Origin of the sequence: Rhizobium sp. BT-226, from assembly GCF_025847085.2 — a bacterium.
Taxonomy (GTDB): domain Bacteria; phylum Pseudomonadota; class Alphaproteobacteria; order Rhizobiales; family Rhizobiaceae; genus Rhizobium; species Rhizobium sophorae.
In genome coordinates, this window is the sequence record NZ_JAOYTI010000003.1 from 351,069 (window position 1) to 371,602 (window position 20,534).

At 61.3% G+C, this 20,534-nt stretch carries 25 protein-coding genes; 16 read left to right on the plus strand and 9 right to left on the minus strand.

Annotated elements, in window-relative coordinates; translation table 11 throughout:
* The first annotated feature begins 80 nt into the window (after positions 1-80).
* Positions 81-629 (plus strand): cupin domain-containing protein, encoded by a 549-nt coding sequence (locus OIU37_RS21145; RefSeq protein ID WP_171376813.1) that lies wholly within the window; start codon positions 81-83, stop codon positions 627-629.
* Here OIU37_RS21145 and OIU37_RS21150 read toward each other — a convergent pair.
* Together OIU37_RS21150 and OIU37_RS21155 are read right to left on the minus strand one after the other, a co-directional pair.
* Positions 626-1,408 carry a pyrroline-5-carboxylate reductase gene (locus tag OIU37_RS21150; protein ID WP_171603350.1) on the minus strand — a complete coding sequence of 261 codons (783 nt, stop codon included), beginning with the start codon at positions 1,406-1,408 and terminating at the stop codon, positions 626-628. The genes OIU37_RS21145 and OIU37_RS21150 overlap by 4 nt on opposite strands.
* Positions 1,409-1,412: 4 nt before the next feature.
* Complete coding sequence (locus OIU37_RS21155; protein ID WP_027664541.1) at positions 1,413-2,132, minus strand: GntR family transcriptional regulator; 720 nt, start codon at positions 2,130-2,132, stop codon at positions 1,413-1,415.
* A 199-nt stretch (positions 2,133-2,331) separates the two neighbouring features.
* On the opposite strand from OIU37_RS21155, the gene OIU37_RS21160 reads away from it, so the two are divergent.
* From OIU37_RS21160 to OIU37_RS21210, 11 genes are all read left to right on the plus strand, one after another.
* A complete protein-coding gene (locus OIU37_RS21160; protein WP_264258598.1) occupies positions 2,332-3,165 on the plus strand; it encodes an ABC transporter substrate-binding protein in 834 nt (277 codons plus the stop codon).
* A 61-nt stretch (positions 3,166-3,226) separates the two neighbouring features.
* Positions 3,227-4,009, plus strand: coding sequence for an amino acid ABC transporter ATP-binding protein (locus tag OIU37_RS21165; protein ID WP_264258599.1), 783 nt, complete (start codon positions 3,227-3,229; stop codon positions 4,007-4,009).
* 27 nt (positions 4,010-4,036) lie between these two features.
* Positions 4,037-4,699 carry an amino acid ABC transporter permease gene (locus tag OIU37_RS21170; protein ID WP_027664544.1) on the plus strand — a complete coding sequence of 221 codons (663 nt, stop codon included), beginning with the start codon at positions 4,037-4,039 and terminating at the stop codon, positions 4,697-4,699.
* Between the two features lie 9 nt (positions 4,700-4,708).
* Positions 4,709-5,374: an amino acid ABC transporter permease gene (locus OIU37_RS21175; RefSeq protein WP_264258600.1), complete on the plus strand. Its 666-nt coding sequence runs from the start codon at positions 4,709-4,711 to the stop codon at positions 5,372-5,374.
* Between the two features lie 31 nt (positions 5,375-5,405).
* Positions 5,406-6,284, plus strand: coding sequence for a 4-hydroxy-tetrahydrodipicolinate synthase (gene dapA, locus OIU37_RS21180; RefSeq protein WP_113546900.1), 879 nt, complete (start codon positions 5,406-5,408; stop codon positions 6,282-6,284).
* A gap of 69 nt (positions 6,285-6,353) precedes the next feature.
* Complete coding sequence (locus tag OIU37_RS21185) at positions 6,354-7,592, plus strand: FAD-binding oxidoreductase (RefSeq protein WP_264258601.1); 1,239 nt, start codon at positions 6,354-6,356, stop codon at positions 7,590-7,592.
* 33 nt (positions 7,593-7,625) lie between these two features.
* Positions 7,626-9,116 carry an aldehyde dehydrogenase family protein gene (locus OIU37_RS21190; protein WP_264258889.1) on the plus strand — a complete coding sequence of 497 codons (1,491 nt, stop codon included), beginning with the start codon at positions 7,626-7,628 and terminating at the stop codon, positions 9,114-9,116.
* Positions 9,113-10,147: a proline racemase family protein gene (locus OIU37_RS21195; RefSeq protein ID WP_264258602.1), complete on the plus strand. Its 1,035-nt coding sequence runs from the start codon at positions 9,113-9,115 to the stop codon at positions 10,145-10,147. Before OIU37_RS21190 ends, OIU37_RS21195 begins: the two co-directional genes overlap by 4 nt.
* Positions 10,148-10,155: 8 nt before the next feature.
* On the plus strand, positions 10,156-10,920 hold the full coding sequence (locus OIU37_RS21200) for an SDR family NAD(P)-dependent oxidoreductase (RefSeq protein WP_264258603.1): 765 nt from the start codon (positions 10,156-10,158) through the stop codon (positions 10,918-10,920).
* An 11-nt stretch (positions 10,921-10,931) separates the two neighbouring features.
* A complete protein-coding gene (locus tag OIU37_RS21205; protein WP_264258604.1) occupies positions 10,932-11,687 on the plus strand; it encodes an SDR family NAD(P)-dependent oxidoreductase in 756 nt (251 codons plus the stop codon).
* Between the two features lie 110 nt (positions 11,688-11,797).
* Positions 11,798-12,652: a hypothetical protein gene (locus OIU37_RS21210; protein ID WP_264258605.1), complete on the plus strand. Its 855-nt coding sequence runs from the start codon at positions 11,798-11,800 to the stop codon at positions 12,650-12,652.
* Positions 12,653-12,680: 28 nt separating this feature from the next.
* Here the strand turns inward: OIU37_RS21210 and OIU37_RS21215 are convergent, their stop codons facing one another.
* The 6 genes from OIU37_RS21215 to OIU37_RS21240 all read right to left on the minus strand — a co-directional run bounded on the left by OIU37_RS21215 (position 12,681) and on the right by OIU37_RS21240 (position 17,560).
* A complete protein-coding gene (locus OIU37_RS21215; RefSeq protein WP_264258606.1) occupies positions 12,681-13,802 on the minus strand; it encodes a hypothetical protein in 1,122 nt (373 codons plus the stop codon).
* A 2-nt stretch (positions 13,803-13,804) separates the two neighbouring features.
* The gene (locus OIU37_RS21220) at positions 13,805-14,374 is read right to left on the minus strand and encodes a hypothetical protein (protein WP_264258607.1); all 570 of its coding nucleotides are present in this window, start codon (positions 14,372-14,374) and stop codon (positions 13,805-13,807) included.
* Positions 14,375-14,436: 62 nt separating this feature from the next.
* Positions 14,437-15,021, minus strand: a complete 585-nt coding sequence (locus OIU37_RS21225; protein ID WP_264258608.1) for a TadE/TadG family type IV pilus assembly protein — start codon at positions 15,019-15,021, stop codon at positions 14,437-14,439.
* A gap of 1 nt (position 15,022) precedes the next feature.
* Entirely contained in the window at positions 15,023-15,553 is a 531-nt protein-coding gene (locus OIU37_RS21230; protein ID WP_171603363.1) for a TadE/TadG family type IV pilus assembly protein, read from the minus strand.
* On the minus strand, positions 15,550-16,911 hold the full coding sequence (locus OIU37_RS21235) for a TadE/TadG family type IV pilus assembly protein (protein WP_264258609.1): 1,362 nt from the start codon (positions 16,909-16,911) through the stop codon (positions 15,550-15,552). The genes OIU37_RS21230 and OIU37_RS21235 overlap by 4 nt, the downstream gene beginning before the upstream one ends.
* A 253-nt stretch (positions 16,912-17,164) precedes the next feature.
* The gene (locus OIU37_RS21240; RefSeq protein ID WP_264258610.1) at positions 17,165-17,560 is read right to left on the minus strand and encodes a hypothetical protein; all 396 of its coding nucleotides are present in this window, start codon (positions 17,558-17,560) and stop codon (positions 17,165-17,167) included.
* 203 nt (positions 17,561-17,763) lie between these two features.
* On the opposite strand from OIU37_RS21240, the gene OIU37_RS21245 reads away from it, so the two are divergent.
* On the plus strand, positions 17,764-17,907 hold the full coding sequence (locus tag OIU37_RS21245; RefSeq protein WP_372353420.1) for a hypothetical protein: 144 nt from the start codon (positions 17,764-17,766) through the stop codon (positions 17,905-17,907).
* Between the two features lie 686 nt (positions 17,908-18,593).
* On the opposite strand, the gene OIU37_RS21250 is transcribed toward OIU37_RS21245, so the two are convergent.
* Positions 18,594-18,947: a MarR family transcriptional regulator gene (locus tag OIU37_RS21250; protein WP_171603366.1), complete on the minus strand. Its 354-nt coding sequence runs from the start codon at positions 18,945-18,947 to the stop codon at positions 18,594-18,596.
* Positions 18,948-19,038: 91 nt separating this feature from the next.
* Here OIU37_RS21250 and OIU37_RS21255 point away from each other — a divergent pair, with 91 nt between their 5' ends.
* Genes OIU37_RS21255 through OIU37_RS21265 form a run of 3 tightly spaced genes read left to right on the plus strand, consistent with a single transcriptional unit; the run spans position 19,039 to position 20,534 of the window.
* Positions 19,039-19,578 carry a hypothetical protein gene (locus OIU37_RS21255; protein WP_240603755.1) on the plus strand — a complete coding sequence of 180 codons (540 nt, stop codon included), beginning with the start codon at positions 19,039-19,041 and terminating at the stop codon, positions 19,576-19,578.
* A 3-nt stretch (positions 19,579-19,581) separates the two neighbouring features.
* Positions 19,582-20,238 (plus strand): transglycosylase SLT domain-containing protein, encoded by a 657-nt coding sequence (locus tag OIU37_RS21260; protein ID WP_264258611.1) that lies wholly within the window; start codon positions 19,582-19,584, stop codon positions 20,236-20,238.
* Complete coding sequence (locus tag OIU37_RS21265; RefSeq protein WP_171603369.1) at positions 20,235-20,534, plus strand: TrbC/VirB2 family protein; 300 nt, start codon at positions 20,235-20,237, stop codon at positions 20,532-20,534. The genes OIU37_RS21260 and OIU37_RS21265 overlap by 4 nt, the downstream gene beginning before the upstream one ends.

The following is a 20,534-nucleotide window of genomic DNA, read 5'->3' on the forward strand; positions in this document are numbered from 1 at the left end:
TCGTCGGTGCAAGTTGTTGAAATTCAAAGGATGGAAAGATATGATTTTGTATATTCTGGACAACACAAACGAACCGCACCATGTCCGTCGATATCGGCAGCCGTCTTCGCCATCTCCGCATCGCCCATAAGCTTTCCCAGCGTGAGCTCGCCAAGCGCACCGGAGTGCCCAATTCGACGATCTCGCTGATCGAATCGAACGCCTCCAATCCCTCGGTCGGGGCCTTGAAGCGAATTCTGGACGGCATCCCCATCGGCCTGGCGGAATTCTTCGCCTTCGAGCCCGAGCGTCCAAGGAAGGCCTTCTATGCGGCCGAGGAGCTGGTGGAGATCGGCAAGGGCGCCATCTCCTACAGGCAGGTTGGAGAAAACCTGTTCGGGCGAAGCCTGCAAATACTCAAGGAATGTTACCAGCCGGGCGCCGACACCGGAAAGGTTCCGCTTGTTCACGAGGGCGAAGAAGGCGGGATCGTGCTGTCGGGAAGGCTCGAGGTGACGGTCGATGACGAGCGGCGGATCCTTGGGCCGGGTGACGCCTACTATTTCGAAAGCAGGCGCCCTCATCGCTTCCGCTGCGTCGGACCGGTGCCCTGCGAAGTCATCAGCGCCTGCACGCCGCCGACGTTCTAGGTCCTGCCCTCGATCCGGGCAAGTACGCCGTCGAGTGCAGCGGTCAATGCGGCAAGGCCGCCCTTCTTCTCGAAGTCTGAGAAAACCTGCTCGTTCAGTCCGCCCTTGGTCGCGAATTCGCGGCTCAGCGCGCTGAAAGGTTCGTTGCCGGGGCTGTTCGCTTTCTGCGCAAGGCTTGCAAAGAGCGGGGCAATGTAGGCCTGTCCCTTCGCCTTTTCGAGGCCGCTTTTCTCCAGCCAGACGGCAATCTGCTCCATGATGCCGAAATAGGTCGACATCATTGCGCTCGCTGCCGCGAGAAGATCATATTCCTTCCTCGACTGGCATTGGACAGCCGTTCCGAGCGCATCAAAAAGCGCTGCGACGGCGGTATCGGGCGGATAGATGGCGGTGACGCCTTGCCGGCCTGCGACGAAGGGCAGGGGGATCGCCTGCACCAGATGCACGTCGGCGCCGATCCATTCGGACAGGGCCTGGCGCTCCGTCGCCGCAACGAGGCTGACGACCATTTGGCTATCCCTGAACGATAGCGCGCGCACGACCTCCTCGGCAACCTGCGGCCGTATTGCCAGGAACACCATGTCGCTGCGCTCGACGACGTCCTGGTTGTCCTTGGCAATTCTGACGGCGGCGAATTCGTCGGCCAGCGTCGCGGCGATGTGAGCGCTTCGTGGAGACACGTGAATCTCGGAGGCATAGGCCGGCTCAGTGAGAAGGCCGCGAACCATTGCCTCGGTAATAGCGCCGGTTCCGACGAAGCCGATACTGTCGATTTTCATTTGATTACTCCGCAGCCCGCAGCGGGCCTAACGCGACATCCGTCGTATAGTTCTCGCGCATGAAGTTGATGAAATTGTCCTGGAACTGGCGCGTATGGGCGTGGGCGAGTTCGTCGGCGAGTTCCACGTTCTTATCCCTGACCGCATTGAGCATGAGCGTGTGTTCGTCGGTCAGCAGATAGCCCTCGTGGGTTCGCTCCAGATATTCGAAATGCAGGTGGAGCATGCGCTGCCCCTGCGACAGCAGCTTCTCGTAGAACGAGGCGAGATACTGGTTTTTTCCGGCATGGGCGATTGCCATGTGGAATTCCTTGTTGGCTTCCGACATGGCGAGGTGATTGCCTGTTTTGACCGCCGCCTCGAACGACTTCAGCCGCTTGGCGATGATCTTCAGGTCAGCCTCGGTTCTGAGCGCGGCAGCAAGCCGCGTATTCATCCGCTGCGCGATGTCGAGCGCCTCCACATATTTGGGAAACGTCGCCACTTCGATCGGCGCTACGATCGTGCTCCGGTTCGAGAGCGTGACGACCAGCTCGTCGGCGCCGAGCCGGATCAGGGCTTCGCGCACCGGCGAGCGCGACATGTCGAAGCGTTCGGCGAGCGTCATCTCATCGAGAAGCTGACCGGGCGGTAGAGCGAGCGACAGGATCTCGTTACGGAGCGTCTCGTAGACGCTTTTCCAGCCGGTCCCGCGGATTCGTTTCACTTCCGATTCATCAGACACTTAAGTCCCTTTCTCTCGACGCGGGTCCCATTGGGCCAGAAAAGCCGCGTGGCGGCAATGTAATTTTTCCGCTTGACTTTGTCGACACGCTGTTGACATATCTTTCTCAGTCGACACGCAGCCGACACGAAAATAACAGAAACGGCTACAGCCGACGAGTGGAACCGCGCGCTTCGCGCACAGCAAAAGAGGAATGCCGATGCTTTCGAAGTTGATAACGTCCGCCTTGCGGGCGCTGCCCACGCTCGCTCTCATGGGAGGTCTTTCCGCCACCGCCGCACAGGCTGAGACCGCTGAGGGATATTGGCAGGGTGTGCAGAAGGCGGGCGTGTTGCGCTGCGGCGCCGCGGTTGCCCCGCCCTATGTCATGCGCGATCCGGCGACCGGAGAATATTCCGGCTTCTTCGCTGATCTCTGCAAGGAATTTGCCGATGTCCTGAAGGTGAAGCCCGAATTCGTCGATACGACCTGGGACAACATCGTCGCCGGTCTGCAGGCCGGCAAATGGGATCTTTCGCTGGCGCTGAACCGGACGCCGGCCCGCGCCATGGCCGTGCAGTTCTCGATCCCGGCGATGGAGTACCAAATCTCGCTCGCCTATAACAAAAACAATCCGAAAATTGCAGCCGGCGCCGCTTCGGTCGCCGATATCGACAAGGCGGGCGTGACGCTCGCCGTCATGTCCGGCACGGCGCAGGACAAGGCAATTTCGGCGGCGGTGAAGAACGCCACGGTCATGCGCCTTCCCGGCAACGACGAGACCCGACTGGCGGTCACCTCGAAGCGCGCTGACATTCTGGTCGACGCCTCCGACACCAACCAGCTCTTCACCCAGTCGAACCCGGACTGGGCGGTAGCGCTCAACCCGTCGCCGGCCCTCGCCAAACAGGGCGTCGCTTTCGGTCTGCCGCACAATCTTTCGGCTGCCGACGTCGAGGTGGTCGATATCTTCCTCGAAGAAAAGGTCGCGACCGGTCACGTCGACGAACTGATCAAGAAGGCGGTCGACGAAGTCCTCAAGGGCGCAAAGTAACCTCGCCGGGCCGGTGCGAGGATCGCGCCGGCCCTTCCAGCTTCGATTATCGGAGATTGGCATGACCACGTCCTTCAGCCTTCCCCTCGTGAAAATGCAGGCGCTTCACAAAAGCTACGGCAACGGCGCCATTCAGGTGCTGAAAGGCATCGACATCGAAATGAAGTCCGGCGAACGTGTCGTCGTCATCGGTCCGAGCGGCGGCGGCAAGAGCACGCTGCTCAGGGTGATGATGGGGCTGGAGCAGATCGACAGCGGGTCGGTCAGTTTCGATGGGAAGGCGTATATTTCTTCCGAAGGTGCGAGGGGGAGGACCCAGATCGACACCAATGTCCGCCGTTCGATCGGCATGGTCTTTCAGCACTACACGCTGTTTCCGCATCTGAACGTCATACAGAATCTGGTTCTCGCTCCCTGCAAGGTGCGTGGAGAAACCAAGGCAAAGGCTACGGCCCGAGCCCAGGCGCTGCTCGAGCGGTTCGGGCTTGGCGCCAAATCCAATGCCTATCCGGCCCAGCTTTCCGGCGGACAGAAGCAGCGTGTCGCCATCGCCCGCGCGCTGATGCTCGACCCGAAGTTGATGCTGTTTGACGAGGTCACTTCGGCGCTGGACCCGGAGCTCGTCAGCGAAGTGGAGCAGGTCATCCTGCAGCTCGCCGCCCAGGACATGCCGATGATGATCGTGACGCATGACATGTGGTTCGCCAAGAACATCGCCTCGCGCGTCATCTTCTGCGCTGGCGGCGTGGTCGTCGAGGACGGCCCTCCCGAGCAGGTGCTCGGCGCTCCGCGCGAGGAGCGGACGAAGGAATTCATCGACCGCGTCTTTCATATCAAGCAGTAGGCCATATCAAGCGGCAAGGAGGGCATCGTGAACTACACGTTCGACTTCAATGCAGTATCCATCGCTCCGCTTCTGCAGGGGCTGTGGGTTTCGCTGGAGCTGACGGCTGCGGCAAACGTCATCGGCATCGTCTTTGGCTTCGCGCTCGCGCTTCTGATCATGAGCCCCTACCGGGTGGTGCGGCTGCCGTTCATGCTGTTCGTCGAATTCTTCCGTTGCACGCCGGCCATCGTCCAGATCGTCTGGATATTCTACTGCGTGCCGATGCTGTTCGACGTCTTCCTCGACCCGGTGACGATGGGCATCCTGGCGCTTGGGCTCAATCTGATGGCGTTCAACGCCGAGGCCTACCGGGCGTCCATCCAGGCGGTGCCGCGCGAACAGCTCGACGCGGGCATCGCGCTCGGCCTCAATCCGCTGCAGCGGGTGCTTTACATCGTCTTCCCGACGGCGTTCCGTGCCTCGATCCCGGTGCTTCTGACCAACGGTATCGTCATCTTCCAGCAGAGCGCGCTGGTCGCGATCGTGGCAATCCAGGACCTGATGTACCAGGGCAAGACGCTGGCCACCGAGACCTATCGGCCGATCGAGACCTTCACGGTCGTCGCTCTCATCTATTTCGCCGTGTCCTTCCCGATTACCCAGATCGTCGGCCTGCTCGAGCGCCGCCGCCAAATCCTTGTCAGCTAGGAGGCCAGAATGACACTCGACTTCTCCATCCTGCTGCGCTTCGAGCACGCACTCCTGCTCGGTCTGTGGATGACGATCAAGCTGACGGTCATCTGCATCGTGCTCGGATGCTCTCTCGGCTTTCTCGTCGGTCTGCTCAGAACGTCGCGCAACCTCGCACTTCGCGCGATCTCCAGCATATATGTCGAGTTCTTCCGCGGCACGCCGGTGCTTATCCAGCTCTTCTGGATCTTCTTCTGCCTGCCGCTCATCCTCGGCGTCGAGCTCTCGAACCTGGCGTCGGGTGTCATCGCGCTGACGCTCTATATGGGAGCGATCACCAGCGAGACCTTCCGGGCGAGCCTCAAGTCCATCGGCCGGGAACAGCTGGACGCTTGTGTCGCTCTCGGCCTGCCGCGCAGGAGCCAGGTGATGAACGTCGTGCTGCCGCAGGCCGTGCTGCGCGCAATCCCGACGCTGCTGTCCAACTGCGTCAGCCTCTTCAAGGAGAGCGCCCTGGTCTCCGCCGTCGGCATGGCGGACCTGATGTTCGTCGGCCAGAACATCTCCAACAACACGGCCCGTCCCGTCGAAGTGCTGACGGTCGTCGCCCTCATTTACTTCGTGATCGCCTTTCCTCTGACGCGAGCCGTCTCGCTCGTCGAAGGCCGGATCCTGAAGAAGCTCGCAATCTGAAGATAGTCGTTCCCAGACAGGAGAATTCCCCATGAAACTTTCCGGCGTCATGCCCGCGCTCATCACTCCCTTCGACACGAACAACAAGATCGACTTCAAGGCGTTCGAAAAGCACCTGACGGCGCTGCGTGCGGCCGGCGTCACGGGCTGGGTGCCGATGGGCTCGACCGGCGAATACTTCTCCCTCTCGAACGAGGAGCGCGACGAAGTGCTCAAGTTCGTCAAGGACTTCGCCAATGACGACGAGATACTGATCGCCGGCACCAACGCGCCTGCCACCCGCGAGGTGATCGAGAACACGGCGCGCGCCAGGGAGATCGGCTATGACACGGTTCTGCTCGCCACACCCTTCTACACGCGTCCGACGCAGGACGAACTGCTCGCGCATTACCGCGCCGTGCTCGACGCCACTGATGTCAATCTCATCCTCTACAACTATCCCCCGAAGGACGGCATCGAGATCTCCTTCGACTTGATGGATGCGCTCGCCGACGATCGCCGGGTGATCGGCATCAAGGAGAGCTCGGGCGTTCTGCAGCGCGCCGTCGATATCCATTCGCGCTACAAGGGCCGCATCGATCTCGTCTCGGGTTCCGACGATATCGCGCTGGACTTCATGTTCTGGGGCGCGGATTCCTGGATCTGCGGTCCGGCCAACTGCATGGCGAAAGCGTGCTGCGACCTCGACCGGACGTTCCGTTCCGGCGACCTCGAAAAGGCCCGCGAGATGATGACGGTTCTCTACAGAGCGCTGAACATCCTCGAGAGCGGCAAGTTCGTCCAGAAGATCAAGTATGGCTGCGAGCTCCAGGGCACGCCGGTCGGCACCTGCCGCGCGCCGCTCGGCGAACTGACGGCGGAGGAGAAGGCCGAATTCAAGGCGGCGATGCAGCCCATCCTCAACTGGTAACGGGCCTGGACTGGTAACAGTTACGGGGCGGACAAGCCGCCCCGAACCACTGAAATTGCGAGGTTCGCCGTGTCATCCATCGTCGTCGTCGGCGCCGGCATTATCGGCACCACAATCGCCTATGAACTGCAGCGCCGGGGAAAGACCGTCACCTTGATCGACAAGGCGGCGCCGGGCCGCGGCGCTTCCTATGGCAACATGGCGAGCATCGCCGTCACCGAATTCATGCCGGCATCGCGTCCAGGCATCTGGGCGCTGATGCCGAAATGGCTGCTCGACCCGGAGGGCCCGGTCCGCATCCGCCCCGGCTATCTGCCAAAATTGGTGCCCTGGTTCCTGCGGTTCCTGGCGGCAAGCCGCCCCTCGAAGCTGAGGGAACTGGAGGCAGCCGGCGCCGTGTTATGCCGGCGCGTCTATGAAGACCTGGACGCGCTCCTGAAGGAGACCGGCCTCGGACACATGCTGACCGCAGAGGGATGTCTGAGCCTCTATGCCGATGACGCCGAGTTCAAGGCCGATCGGGAGCATATGGAAATCCTGGAGCGCTTTGGCTTCAGGCACGAAATCCTTGGCGGCAACGCCTCCCGGGACCTCGAGCCTGTTTTGACGACGAAGATCGGCAAGGCGGTCCTCTTTCCCGACAACCGGTCAATCACCGACCCGTACAGGCTTGTCTTCGCCCTTTCGGAAAGGTTCGGGCGGCTCGGCGGCAGGATCGTTCAGGGTGATGTCGTTGATTTCGAGCAGGGCTACGCCGGCGTTTCCGCGCTTCGATTGGCAGATGGGCGCACCATTGCGGCCCACAAGGTGGTGCTTGCGGCCGGGGCTTTCACCGCCCGGCTTTCTGCACTGCTGCGCGAACATATCCCGCTTGAAACCGAACGCGGCTACCACACGCAGATCATGGAGCCCGGCATCTCGATGCGCCATTCGATCATCTGGCCGGCGCGCGCCTTCATGGTCACGCCGACGGCAGGCGGCATCCGCGTCGGCGGCACGGTCGAGATGGCCGGTCTCGACGCGCCACCCGATTATCGGCGCGCGAAGATCCTGGTGAAGCGGGCTCAGGAGGCATTGCCGGATCTGAAGGTCCGGCAGGCGACGGAGTGGATGGGGCATCGCCCGGCACTGCCCGACACCGTGCCGGTCATGGGGCCTTCCGCCAAGCGCCGCAACGTCTGGTACGCGACCGGCCACGGACATCTCGGCCTCACCTATGCGGCGACGACCGGCCGCCTGATGGCCGATCTCATCACGGGCGTCCAACCGCCCGTGGACATGAAACCCTATCGCGTCGACCGCTTCTGAGAGCGGCGTCGGCGCAAGGCGAAGGGAGTGACTATGCGAAGCGAACTCTACATCGATGGGCAATGGGTGAAACCGGCCAAGGGCGGAACCTGCGAGGTGATCAATCCGGCGACAGAGGAGGTGATCCACAGGATCGCCGCCGCAACGGCCGAAGACGTCGACCTCGCCGTGAAGGCCGCACGTCGCGCTTTCGACAGGGATGGGTGGCCGAAGCTGACGGGATCCCGGCGCGCCGGATATCTCCGCGCCATCGCGGACGGCATCCGCGCCCGTCAGGCCGAAATCGCCCGCCTCGAAGTCCTCGATAACGGCAAGCCGTTTCCGGAGGCCGATTGGGACGTCGCCGATGCGGCGGGCTGCTTCGACTTCTATGCGGGGCTGGCCGAACAGCTCGACAACAATCCCGAGGAGGCGATCGCGCTTTCCGATGCGCGCTTCACCTCCAAGGCGGTGCGTGAGCCGATCGGGGTGGCCGGCGCGATCATTCCCTGGAACTATCCGCTTTTGATGGCAGCATGGAAGGTCGCCCCGGCGCTCGCCGCCGGCTGCACCGTGGTGCTCAAGCCTGCCGAATTGACATCGCTGACGGCGCTTGAGCTCGCGGCTGTCGGCGACGAAGCCGGGCTGCCTGCAGGTGTCCTCAACATCGTGACGGGGGCCGGCTCGATCGCCGGACAGGCGATCATCGATCACAGGCAAGTCGACAAGCTCGCCTTTACCGGCTCCGGACCGGTCGGCTCGAAGATCATGGCTGCGGCTGCTCGCGACATCAAGCGCGTCAGCCTGGAGCTTGGCGGCAAATCGCCCTTCGTCGTCTTCGAGGACGCCGATATCGACAAGGCCGTCGAGTGGATCATGTTCGGCATCTTCTGGAACCAAGGCCAGGTCTGCTCTGCCACATCCCGCGTTCTCGTGCACGAAGCGATCTATGGCCGTCTGCTCGAACGGCTGGTCGAAGAGACGAACAGGATCAAGATCGGCAATGGTCTCGACGAGGGAACCCTTCTCGGCCCGCTCGTCTCGAAACGCCAATATGACCAGGTCGTCGCGGCGATCGAAGGCGCCCGGAAGGCCGGCGCCACCGTCGCCTGCGGCGGCACGCGCCCGGAAGGATTCGACAAGGGGTTCTATCTCAGGCCGACGGTGCTAACCGACGTGCCCCTCGAAAGCGACGCGTGGAAGGAGGAGATATTCGGGCCGGTGGTCTGCATCCGCTCCTTCAAGACCGAAGAGGAAGCCGTGGAGCTCGCAAACGACTCCCGGTTCGGCCTGGCCGCGGCTGTCATGTCGAAGGACGATACCCGTGCCGAGCGCGTTGCCGCCGCCTTCCGCGCCGGCATCGTCTGGATCAATTGTTCGCAGCCGACATTCACCGAAGCGCCCTGGGGCGGCTACAAGGAATCCGGCATCGGCCGCGAACTCGGACGCTGGGGCCTCGACAACTACCTCGAGACCAAGCAGATCACCCGCTTCGCCAGCGAAGATCCCTGGGGCTGGTACATCAAGCCGGAGGCGGCCGAATGAACTGGAACCGGACCCTCGAGCTCTTACAGGTCCACTGCCAGGGAGAGGTCGGCAAGGTCATCGTGGCAGGGGCGCCTGAGATACCCGGTGCGACGATGCTCGACAAAATGAACCACATCAACACGGTCGACGACAGTCTGCGCCGCTTCGTGACCTTCGAGCCGCGCGCCAACGTCGCCATGTCCGTGAACCTGCTGGTCGCGCCGACCAGCAGCGATGCGGATGCCGGCTTCATCGTCCTCCAGGCCGACCGTGCCCACCCGATGTCCGGAAGCAACTGCATCTGCGTGGTCACAGCAGTTCTCGAGAGCGGGCGGGTGCCGATGTCGGAGCCGGAGACGGTCGTCCGCCTGGACACGCCCGCCGGTCTCGTCGTCGCACGCGCCGTCTGCCGCGACGGCCAGTGCCTGTCCGTCAGCCTCGACAACGTGCCGAGCTTTGCCGAAGCGCTGGACAAGGAGGTGGAAACGCCGAAATGGGGCCGCATTAAGATCGACGTCGCCTTCGGCGGCGTCTATTATGCGCTCGTGGATGTCGACCAACTCGGCCTCGATATTGCGCCTGCCAATGCCCGGCTGCTCGCAGAAGCCGGTATTGAGCTGAAGTCGCTTCTTGCTGGCCAAGTCTCGGGCTCCCATCCCGTCCTGACAGGCGTCGATGAGATTGCCTACGTGATGTTCCGTGGACAGGAAGCAGATGGGGCAGTGCGGACCTGTACGACGCTGCAGCCCGGCCGTGTCGACCGCTCACCCTGCGGAACCGGTAGCTCGGCGAACCTTGCTGTGCTCCACGCCCGCGGAGAAGTCTCCGTCGGAGACCGCAGGACGTCGCGGTCGATCATCGGCGGCGAATTCCTGGCGGAGGCGATCGGAGAGACCGAGGTGGGCGGCCGCCGCGCCGTGCTGCCGCGAATAACTGGCCGGGCCTATGTCTACGGTCGCGAACAGCTCCGCTTGTCCGACGACGATCCCTTCACGGCGGGATTTGCGCTGTCCGACACCTGGGGACCCCAGGTCGGTTTGCTGGGTTAGGAGCCGCCATGTCTCACCTTCAACCGCTGGCCGGCCAGACGGTCCTCATCACCGGGGCGTCGGGCGGTATCGGCGCAGCCATCGCGGAGCGCCTGTCTGCCGAAGGAGCCCGACCCATCGTCCATTACGGGCGCGACAGGCAGCGCGCAGAAGCTTTGCTTCGCAAGCTCGGCAGAAACGGCCTGATCGTCCAGGCCGATCTCTCCCGTCCGGACGGCGCCTTCACACTATGGCGCGAAGCACTCGCGGCGGCGGGACGCATCCATGCCGTCGTCAACAATGCCGGCATCCGCACCGAGATTTCGATCGACGCCGATCCGTCCGACTGGCAGGCCGCCTGGCAGAAGGAGTTTCAGGTGAACTTTTTTGCGGCAGCGGATCTCTGCAAGGAAGCCCTGGTGCATTTCCGGCAGAATGGCGGAGGACGGATCGTCAACATGGCAAGCCGTGCCGGCCAGCGCGGCTACGCAGCCGACGCCATGCCCTACGGCGCGACGAAGGCAGCGCTGATCAATCTCACCAAGTCGATCGCGCGCAGTTTCGGGCGCGACGGGGTCGTCGCCGTCTCCATCGCGCCGGGCTGGGTGCGGACCGATATGGCCGAGGACTTCGTGGCGAGGCACGGAAAGGATGCGGCGGTTGGCGACATCCCGATCGGCGCGATGGCCGAAACGGGCGAGATCGCCGAGCTGGTGGCGTTCCTGCTTCGCCCGTCGCAAGCCTCGGTCAACGGGGCAACGTTCGACATCAACGGCGGCAGCTACATCAGATAGGGAGATTCGATATGAAAAGATTTCTGGGCAAAGTCGCAATCGTGACGGGCGGCGGAGGCGGCATAGGATCAGCCATCTGCAAGCGACTGGCCGAGGAGGGCGCTTTCGTGGTGGTGACGGATACGAACGCGCAGGCGGCGAGCGAGGTCGCCTCCGGCATAGAGGTAGTCGGCGGATCGGCAACCGCCATCGGAGCCGATATCTCCCGGAAGCTGGAATGCGTCGACCTCATCGAGAAAGCCTTTGCGATCAAGGGCCGGCTGGACGTGCTGGTCAACAATGCCGGCATCAACCGGCGCGGAAACCTGCTGTCCCTGTCGGATGAAGACTGGCAGGTGAGCTTCGCGGTCAATCTGGATTCGATGTTCCATCTCTGCCGTGCGGCCCTGCCGCACATGATCAATGCCGGCGGCGGCGCGATCGTCAACACGGCCTCGCAATGGGGGCTCTACCCCGCGCCGAACCACATCGCCTACAACACGACGAAGGCGGCAGTCGCCGCCTTCACCCAGAACCTCGCCCGCGACTATGCGCCCGACAAGGTCCGGGTCAATGCCGTCTGCCCCGGTGAAATCCATACGCCGATGCTCGAAGCCGGTGTTGCGCGCACTGGGCGGACGATCGCCGATCTCGATAGGCTCGTCCCCTACGGCCGTATCGGCAGGCCGGATGAGGTGGCAGCCCTCGTTGCTTTCCTTGCATCGGATGAGGCGGCTTTCATGTGCGGCTCGCTCGTGGAAATCACCGGCGCGCAAGCCGTGGCTTGAAAGGCTCGGCATGCCGACTGTCGGATGCTTGATCCTGCTTTCGTTTTTGATTTCATCCGTTTACAAGGCGAGGAGGCTGCGAACATTCGACTGAACGGAAGGCATCGATCTTGAATCTCCTGCGGCGCGCGCTCTTGGCTTCTATCGGGTCGATGATCGCCTGGAAACCGTTATCGGCCACGGAATCCAGCCCGGATTCCGGCGAGGAAACGGCGACCCGAACCGAGGCGGAGGAAACGTCGGTGACGCCCCGGCATGTCTTATGTTTTCTCGGCAAGCAAGGTGATCTCAGCCCGTTGTCCGACGCGGCGTCGCAGGCGATCCGTGATTTCGCGACCGGATTCAGTATCGACGAGGACTATTCTCAGGCGGAACCTGATGACCGTATGAGCCAGTCATTCGCCGTGTGCTGGGATCGGGTCGAAGCCGATGCGTGGAGCCCGGCAGACGAGGAAGCCGTCGCCGGTCATCAATCGGTCCTCTATATCCTCGGGCCGAGCATGGCGCAGGCGGAGACGGTGAAGGTTTCGATGCTGGCGCTACGCCTCATCGAGCGATTGATCGGCGCAGGCGCGGTTGCCGTCAAGGGCGAATCCGCCGGCATAGCCCACGGGCTGGATCGATGGCGACAGCTGATCCTGCAAGGCGCCGAGGCTCTGAAGTCGGACGATATGCTGGCCCAGCAGCGGATCGGCCGGCTGGCCTTCGCGAAGCGGCCGCTGGCGGCGCGCGGATATCTGGAAAGCGTCGGCTTCCATCTCGTCGGATTGCCCGAGGTCTATGTGCCTGAGACGGCCGGCAGCGAAAGGGTCGTTGCCATCATCGATGCGGTTGCCGAGGAGATCGCCGAGCGGGGGCTCGACCTGACGCTGAAGGAACGCCACGCAAGCCTCTCCTTCGATTCCCCCTACGAAGTGGACGAGTTCAAGTTCAATCCATACGGCATCGTCAGGCTCCCGGAGTGAGCCGGGGTTCGATCTCGGGTTTGGTCGCTCAATAGAGGCTGTAGTGATAATCGTAGCTGCGGAACCAGAGCCGCGGTTTTTTCGGCCCGTCGAAACTGAGCTGCAGCAGATTGCGCGGATGGGCGGTGTCGATGACCAACTCGTCTTCGGTCTCGGGATAAGCGGCCTGGGACAGCGCGAAGCGCTGGAACACGTTGGTGAGCGCGGCTTCCGCGCTCTTCGGTTGATACTCTTCGTCGAGCAGCAGCTCGGGCTCGTCTATGTGCTCCTGATGCAGCCAGTACCACACGCCCTCATTGGGTGTGGCAGGCCGGGCGCCAGGGTTGCCCTTGTCGCCCCAGCTATTGGCCGGCTCGTGCAGGCTGACGCCTGCCGGATCCCAGGCGAGGGCGCCAAGGCCGTCGCCTACCTCGATGAACACAGCCACGCTGCGGTCGTAGCGAGCCAGTACGGTCTCCGGCAGCAACGTGTCCAATGCGGTCGGGCCGCCGCTGCGCGTATAACCCCAACCCTTGAGCAGCAATTCGCTCACCGTCCCGAGATCTTGTGGCGCCAGGAAATAGGAGTCGTCGATCTTTATGTCCGCTTCGCCCAGCAGTTGGCGCAGTGGCGCGGGCAATTGAACATACAGGCGTCGTTCCAACTGCTGGAAAGCCGCTTCCGCCGCCGCGCCGGCGGGCAGCCGGGGAGCGGCCACTTCCGCCAGTTCGGTTTTCTCGGCAAAAGCCCGCACCCGTTCGATCATTGGCCGTGAACCGTCATAGAGCGGCGCCGAAATCGGGGCCATGTCGCGCACGGTCCATGTCTTCGAGAACGATCCCGCCCGGCCCTCGGCATCCCTCAGCGAGCCGCGCAGTTGCAGCCGCTTCAGCCCCGGCGGCAAGTCGAACACCAGTGCAGGCAGTTTTTTCAAGCCGGGAAGCGTCGCCGTGTCGTTCAGCTGGGCCACCACCTTGCCATCCAACACGACGTCAGCGGTTACCTGCTCTCCGTCACCGAGCCAAGGGTGGATGCCAGCCCTGCCTTCACGGCCTTCGGCCTTCTGCGGAGGTTGGTTCGCCGCCGCCGCAGTCATGTTGGCCCCAAACATTGCCGACAGTGCTGCCCATAGCCCTGCCAGAAAGGATCGCCGTTGCAGCCTCTCGCTCATGCTCAATCCGTCTGCAGTTCCAGTGTCTTGGCAAGCTCTTCGTAAAGGTGGGCGGATCCCGCATTGTTCTCGCCAGCATATTTGACGCTGATCGACCGCGCGGCCTCGGCCGCAATACGAAAGGCATCGATTCGATTCTGCGGGTCAGGCTCGGCTCCACCGCCGATGTCGCCGTCGCTGAAACTGCCGGCTCTGTATCCCTCGTCCAGATCGATGACACCGATCTCAGGAATCCCATCCTTCATCCGGCCGAAGAAGGCGGGCCCGGCCCGGTCGCCATCCCGGCGACGTAGCATCCCTTCTCCGGATGCTTTGCCGTCGATACAGGCCCCGATCCAGAAGGTGGGGCCGCTGGTCAGGGACGCCGGCGCGATGAATTCGCAATGACTGCCCGGGTCCTCGGACCAATGAAGATCGGCCGGTGCTGCCCCGCCGGTGCCATTCAAATACAAAATCATCACCAGGGCGATCGGCAGGATAACAGGCGACCGCCGTATGCCGCCGAAAACTCGTTTTGCCATGATTCGTGCTCCCGTGGTGAAGGGCCCTTCCATATCGTCCGCAATCACCATTGTCATGGCTTATTGGTTGACAATTCGGCGGACCTCCAGCCGATTGCGACAGACCCAGCAGCTCAATTGTAAGTGATCTTGTCGCCGACTCTCGGGCGATTGAAATAATGGCGATCGAAGCTGTAGCCATTCTGCCCGGTGAAGTTTGAAAAGAACGCCGAGACCGGCGTCGTCAATGTGTACTGCACCCGGGTCAGCACCACCTGCACGCCGTCATCCTGGATCTCCGAAGGGATCTCGATTGTGCTCGCCGAGCCGGAGGTAAGTGCGGAGGTGTTGAGCGCTGCAGACCAGTTGACCGTCGCGCTGCCGCTCTTGGCGATATCGTCCACCGCGAGAGTGATCGTCAGCCCCGTCGTGTCATAGGGCTGCAGGATGAAGCTGGCGCCGGAGAGAAGCTTGGCGACATCGGATTTCGTCCAGGAGCCCTGCTGTGAAATCATGTCGCCTGCGGAAGAGGCGATCTCATCTATCTTCCGGCTGACTGTGAGCGCATGGCCGAGATCGACGGTGCCGAACAGGAGCATCACCAGGATCGGCAACACCAGCGCGAATTCCACGCCCGAAGCCGCCGACCGGTCGCGCATGAGATAACGTGCACGGGATCGGGTAAAGCGGAAGAAGGACAGGCTCCGTTTTATGATCATGTCAGAAAGGCTCGTTGCGGAACAGAACGGAAGATCCGAGCAGGTAGCGGCCGTCGGAAAGCTTGGCGCTCGACAGGCTGAAGAAATTGACGACGGCTGTCCATGGCAGGAATGTCTGAACCAGGATGTAGTCGCTGCCCTTGCCGATATCATAGGTCTCGGTCACAGTGAGATTGCCGCTGTCGTCGATGGGGTCGGTGCTGGTGGCCGAGGAGAGGTCGGAAAGCACGATCACCTTGACCAGCAGACCGCTGGAGCAGCTGAACGAGAGAAGCATGTCGTTGCAGATCCTGGCCTTGAAATCGGCCAGCGTGATGTTGGAGGACGCAACCTCGCCGGTGCGGATCATCCGGGAGATCTTGTGCACCGAAGCGTCCAGCGCCGAGTTGACGAAGAACATCAGCGACACTTCGATAATGCCGAATATCATGATGAAGAGCGGCAGCGCCAGGATCGCAAATTCGATCGCAGCGACCCCTTTGCGATCGCCGAGCAGGCGGCGCAACGATGCGAAGTGTTTCCCTCGCCTCATTGGGTCAGCCGGACGGATGCGAGATATTGGGTGAAAAGCGCCGACAGGCCTGCGGTAATCTCGGTCGACGAGGATGCGGATATGAACAGGCTCTTGGAAGATGCGCAGTCGGAAAGCGCATAGGGGATGTAGTCGCGTCTCGTGATGCTGTTCGACACGTCGCTATCAATGGTGCCGCCGTAGGTGCTCTTCCAGCTGGCGCTTGCCATGGTCGAGCCGACAGTGGCGTTGTAACCCCAGTCCGAGGTGATCGGCAGGTATTCGGTGTAAAGAACCGCCATGGTGGCGGACTGGTTTTTGACGTAGGCGCACCAATCCGGATTAAGCGGCGCCACCTTGTTCCAGTAGGCGCCATACGTGGCCTTTCCGTTTTTCCATGTCACCTTGTCGGTCACCCATTCGCGCTGCGACTGGACGCCGTCCGTCAGCAGGAGAACCAGCTTGAGCGGCGAGCCCGAGGAGGTTCCATCCCCGCCGGTGCCGACTTTCTGCTTGAGCGTCGCAAGCGACACGTCAAAATAGGTGGCTGCCTTCGAGGTCGCGCTGGTGAGGCCGTAACTTGCGTCCGCGAGGCGATTGCGCGCCGTGTCCGTGCTGAGCGTCGGGGTCAGAACTTCTGTGAGGGTATCGCCGAGGCTATACAATCCGACCTTGATGCGTTGATGATTGCTGTCGGACGTGTCGATCATGTCGAGCACGTCTCTGACGGCGTCACCTGTTACATCGGCGCGCAGCTTTATTTTTTTCTCGGTGCTGTATTCGTAATTGTTGGTGTATGTCTTGTTGCCGATTTTGTGTGCATCGCCCGTGTGGCAGGCGAACTGGCATCCGACGCCGGAATACATCGTCGCCTGTCCGGCCGTTGTCGCCGCCAGAAGCATCGACGGGGATGTGTCGATGACAATATAGACATTGAGATAGGATGTGGCCGGCCCCTTGACGGCGCTTGCAACGCTGACGTCAACGGTGTCGATGTTGGCGATCTTCATCAGCGTCGTCGGAACCGCGCCGCTGGCCGTCGCCGTGATCTTATGGTTTGACGTATCGATGTCGATATCGCCAAGCGTATAGCTGTTTTCCACCTGTGCGTGGAACCAGTCTGCAACCTTTTGCTTGAGAGCGACGGCGTCGTCGGTATCGATCTCTTTGACCGCCGCGATCAGGGCCGTGTCCAGGTCGCTCTGCATCCTCTGGCGGACATTGTAGGTACGGATATAGTCAAAGCTTGCGCCGACTGCGACGATCATCGGCACCAGGGTGAGGGCAACGACAATCGCGACATTGCCGCTCCTGTCCCTTCCGAGACCGCGAAAGGCGTTGAAGACCCTGCCAATTGAAAATGAAAGACCCGAGCGCAATAATATCACCGTCAATAAGTCATACTAATGTGCAAGAAGTATCCGAAGTGCTTAAGCCTTTGTTAATTCCTGCGTTTTCCGATGGAATGCCGACTGCCGACGCAATGTTTCGTGCGCAAATTGTATATGTCTGCGAATTATGGATAGCCGCGCGATGTGTAGTCTCACGCTGCTGGACTCGCAAAAGTAGAGTGTCCACGCCGTCGGCGTTCGGCGGACGGGGCTGACCAACCGCGGCGATCAGCACACCGAGCTAATGGTGGAATTGGATTTCCCTCATATCCCTGTCGTACTTGCCGCCGGCTGCGGCGAGCTTCCAGCATATACTGACCCAAGCATCCTCCGGTTGCCGAAGCCATTCACCCGGTTGCCACCTCCTCTCGACAATGAGCAACTCCGCCTTTAGGAAGAGGTCGGTTTCTGCACTAATCAATTCTGAACGGCGGGTCGGCTCCCTGTGGCGCGCTGGCTCGATCAGGCGTTTGGTCGCTATCAGTCCTGCGGATGATCGATGGAAGGCTTCTTCAAAAAAAGAGGCAAGAAAATTTCCAGCCGGCGACCTCCAAAATCTCCGCTCTTCGACCGGAACTTGAGTCACGTCTGCAAGGTAGCAACCTTCAAACGGGTTGCGGGACAAGCCGACTGACATCGAAATTCTCGTCGTAGAGGACAGATGCCGCCCTTGCTGAGAACGAGGTTGGACTTGCCGAAGATGTCCCTTCGCGGGCGATTCCTCTGTACGACACGTTGCCGGCATGTCTGACCCTCCACTGATCGGGCGACGTGCAGCCCACGTTGCCCGTTGAAGGATTTCAGCACACTCCTAGATCTCACCGTTGAGAGGAGTTCGACATGGGTGGACGGCAGGTCGAGCCGGTGGTCGCGGTGGTTTCCGAGGCTGTCCGGCGGTGGTTCGAGTTCTACGAGGTCCCAGTCGACGAAAGAGCGTCCGACACGCTCTCCAGCGCGGCAAGACGGTTGCCAGACAGTCGATGATATCGCCACCATGCTAATTGGGACATATGTCGGTCTCTGGGCTACTCGGATCAACGCCCCTACGTCGGACGCTGTCCATTAGCTAAGCAATGCAGCTGGGCACTACTACACCACTATAAGCGCCTGCCGAACGGCATCTGCAACCTGATGATGACTATTCGTCGTAGCGCTCTCTGCGCTGCTGGCAATGATGGCATGGAGGTCCCGCGGCATGATGTCTGCAGCCCGAACCATGCAATCGCACGTAATGTTCCCACCTTGTCGCACTGCTAAGCACCGCGCTCGAGCCAGAGCGGTCTGGGCATCTCATTGTTGTGGGGCGATGGTTGCGACTTTTCCCGCGGAGAGCAAATGCTCTCCTGTCGCTGCGGTTACCGCCGTCGTGTCCAGCGGGTTAGAAGGCGCGCATACACATTTCTCTTGGAAGCCCAGCGCGTCACGGGGATGCTTCTTTGAAGAGTTTCCTCCGCGTAGGCGGACGCGACAGGGATGGTGAACATAGCGATATTGCGGTTTCTTGTTGTCGCCGGCGAATGAGCATCAAGCGCCAATGTGCCCAAACGATCACCTTCACCCTGCATATCATGACCCTGGCCCTGCGATGTCGACCAGTTCTCGCGGCTGCAGGGGTTGCGGTGATTTCTGAGCAACTGACAAGCAACCAAAATCATCACTTAAAACCGCTGTCATCCGGCAGCAAAAGAACTCAGTTTCTCCAGAAGCGCTTCTGAAATCTCGAACTGACGGGCCGTTCCACGTCCCATCGAATTCTTGACGATCGTCTCGTCCAGCATCCCCCGCTTGACCAGAAGATCGACCGTCTCCTTGACGCCACTGCGAGTTAGTGCGGTAATTTCCATGATGCTGGAAAGGGTTAACTTCTGATGCGCCTGGTTCATGCTGTAGAGGATCGTCATCATGCCGACCTGCTTCAGTCTCGCCTGAGGCGTCTCGTCTTCGAGGGGATGGTCGAGGATCTCATGCAGGATGAGACCTGAGAAGGCCAGGTTACGCCATTGGGTTGTGAGTGCTCTTGTCATGCTCTTTTACTGTGTTATATAAATCAGTATAGAAGCGGTTACAGGCAAGCCACCTCTACCGCGATCAGATGTCCTCTGGAGGGTCGTACTCATGAAAAACCTTCTGCTCAACTCGGTCGTCGCGACCTGCTGCATATTGCCACCCTACCTTACTTCACCTGGCCAGGCGCAAGCAAATGAATGGGGCTGCGAGGTTATCCTGTGCCTTTCCAACCCTGGAGGTGCGACGCAGTTCGCGGCTTGCCGGCCGCCGATCCAGAAGCTGTGGCGAGAGCTTGCCGAGGGGCATCCGTTCCCGACATGCAGCGGCGTCGGCTTTAGCAGTTCCCGCCCGGGCTATGAGCCGTATTACTGCGAAACGGGTTACCGGCTGGAAAGCGACTATGGTCCGCGTGGGCAGGAAACTACCTGCGTGTCGACGTCCCTCCAGCCGGTGAGCGACGCATATTGCCCCAATGTTGGAGAAGACTACAATTTCAACAAGGATTCGGTGCGGTCACCACGCTGGCAGCGGGAGGATGGGCGCCGCCAGTGCATGGGCTATTCGACGGCTCGCCCGAACGTGCGCCCGCAGCCCCACTATGTCGACGTCACTATCGACGGCGCGGCAACGCAGCGGGTCTGGTACTGAACGATGGCCGTCACCTTCGTGGATCTCGCGCAGAACTGCGCACCCGTGGTGGAGGTCAGAATGCTTGCCGCCGTCATCAGTCTCGAGAGCCGTTTCAAGCCCTTCGACATTCGTATCAACAGTGGCCCGCCGCTTGAGCGTCAACCCGCGTCGAAAGCGGAAGCCATTGAGCTCGCGACTTCGCTTGCCGCTGATCATCAGGACATCCAGATCGGCCTAGGCGGTATCGGCATGGAAGAATTGCGCAAGCTGAAGCTTTCGATTTCGGATGCGTTCGATCCCTGCCTGAACCTCAAGGCCACGGCCACTCTGCTCAACAGCTATTATCGCCTCGCACTGTATGCCGGCGCCGGTCCGAAGCAGGCCGAGAAGGTCATGCTCCAATCCTATTATGGCCGGAACGATCCGTCGGTCGGCAAGATGGTCAAATATGACGAGCAGGTCCGCGATGAAATGGTCCGCTTGTCTTCCAAACTAGCCTCTGTCGCCATCCAGCGCGAAGAAATTCCTCTTGCTGAACCGGCAGGCAACCGGGAGGCGCCAGCAATCACAAAATCCATTCCGCAGCCCGATGAAGCCGCATCGTGGGACGTCTTCAACGCCCGGCGGCAGAGCCAGGTTCTCGTATTTCAGAATGAACGATCGGAGCAAAGCCAATGATCTCAACAGCAAGCCTTCGCCCTTTCGCGGCTCCCGCGTTGATGGCAGTCGCCATTGTCGCCTGCCTGGTAGAACCGGCTTTTGCCCAGGCAGCCGGTGTCGAAACCGTCTTGCAGAACATCGTCGACATGCTGACCGGCAACATCGCCCGGCTGCTTGCCGTCATCGCCGTCATCATCATCTGCATCGCCTGGATGTTCGGCTACATGGATCTGCGTCGCGCCGGCTTCTGGATCATCGGCATCGGCGGGATTTTCGGGGCGACGGAACTCGTCAATACGATCGTCGGAAGCTGA

Excerpts from the sequence above, each read along its gene's own strand:
- OIU37_RS21190 (WP_264258889.1), top strand. The coding sequence starts at position 7,626 with ATGCGAAGCGAACTCTACATCGATGGGCAATGGGTGAAACCGGCCAAG.
- OIU37_RS21145 (WP_171376813.1), top strand. The coding sequence starts at position 81 with ATGTCCGTCGATATCGGCAGCCGTCTTCGCCATCTCCGCATCGCCCAT.
- OIU37_RS21230 (WP_171603363.1), bottom strand. The coding sequence starts at position 15,553 with ATGAGGCGAGGGAAACACTTCGCATCGTTGCGCCGCCTGCTCGGCGAT.
- OIU37_RS21225 (WP_264258608.1), bottom strand. The coding sequence starts at position 15,021 with ATGATCATAAAACGGAGCCTGTCCTTCTTCCGCTTTACCCGATCCCGT.
- OIU37_RS21175 (WP_264258600.1), top strand. The coding sequence starts at position 4,709 with ATGACACTCGACTTCTCCATCCTGCTGCGCTTCGAGCACGCACTCCTG.
- OIU37_RS21265 (WP_171603369.1), top strand. The coding sequence starts at position 20,235 with ATGATCTCAACAGCAAGCCTTCGCCCTTTCGCGGCTCCCGCGTTGATG.
- OIU37_RS21260 (WP_264258611.1), top strand. The coding sequence starts at position 19,582 with ATGGCCGTCACCTTCGTGGATCTCGCGCAGAACTGCGCACCCGTGGTG.
- OIU37_RS21160 (WP_264258598.1), top strand. The coding sequence starts at position 2,332 with ATGCTTTCGAAGTTGATAACGTCCGCCTTGCGGGCGCTGCCCACGCTC.
- OIU37_RS21205 (WP_264258604.1), top strand. The coding sequence starts at position 10,932 with ATGAAAAGATTTCTGGGCAAAGTCGCAATCGTGACGGGCGGCGGAGGC.
- OIU37_RS21240 (WP_264258610.1), bottom strand. The coding sequence starts at position 17,560 with ATGTCAGTCGGCTTGTCCCGCAACCCGTTTGAAGGTTGCTACCTTGCA.
- OIU37_RS21200 (WP_264258603.1), top strand. The coding sequence starts at position 10,156 with ATGTCTCACCTTCAACCGCTGGCCGGCCAGACGGTCCTCATCACCGGG.
- OIU37_RS21215 (WP_264258606.1), bottom strand. The coding sequence starts at position 13,802 with ATGAGCGAGAGGCTGCAACGGCGATCCTTTCTGGCAGGGCTATGGGCA.
- OIU37_RS21245 (WP_372353420.1), top strand. The coding sequence starts at position 17,764 with ATGGGTGGACGGCAGGTCGAGCCGGTGGTCGCGGTGGTTTCCGAGGCT.
- OIU37_RS21150 (WP_171603350.1), bottom strand. The coding sequence starts at position 1,408 with ATGAAAATCGACAGTATCGGCTTCGTCGGAACCGGCGCTATTACCGAG.
- OIU37_RS21195 (WP_264258602.1), top strand. The coding sequence starts at position 9,113 with ATGAACTGGAACCGGACCCTCGAGCTCTTACAGGTCCACTGCCAGGGA.
- OIU37_RS21165 (WP_264258599.1), top strand. The coding sequence starts at position 3,227 with ATGACCACGTCCTTCAGCCTTCCCCTCGTGAAAATGCAGGCGCTTCAC.
- OIU37_RS21250 (WP_171603366.1), bottom strand. The coding sequence starts at position 18,947 with ATGACAAGAGCACTCACAACCCAATGGCGTAACCTGGCCTTCTCAGGT.
- OIU37_RS21255 (WP_240603755.1), top strand. The coding sequence starts at position 19,039 with ATGAAAAACCTTCTGCTCAACTCGGTCGTCGCGACCTGCTGCATATTG.
- dapA (WP_113546900.1), top strand. The coding sequence starts at position 5,406 with ATGAAACTTTCCGGCGTCATGCCCGCGCTCATCACTCCCTTCGACACG.
- OIU37_RS21220 (WP_264258607.1), bottom strand. The coding sequence starts at position 14,374 with ATGGTGATTGCGGACGATATGGAAGGGCCCTTCACCACGGGAGCACGA.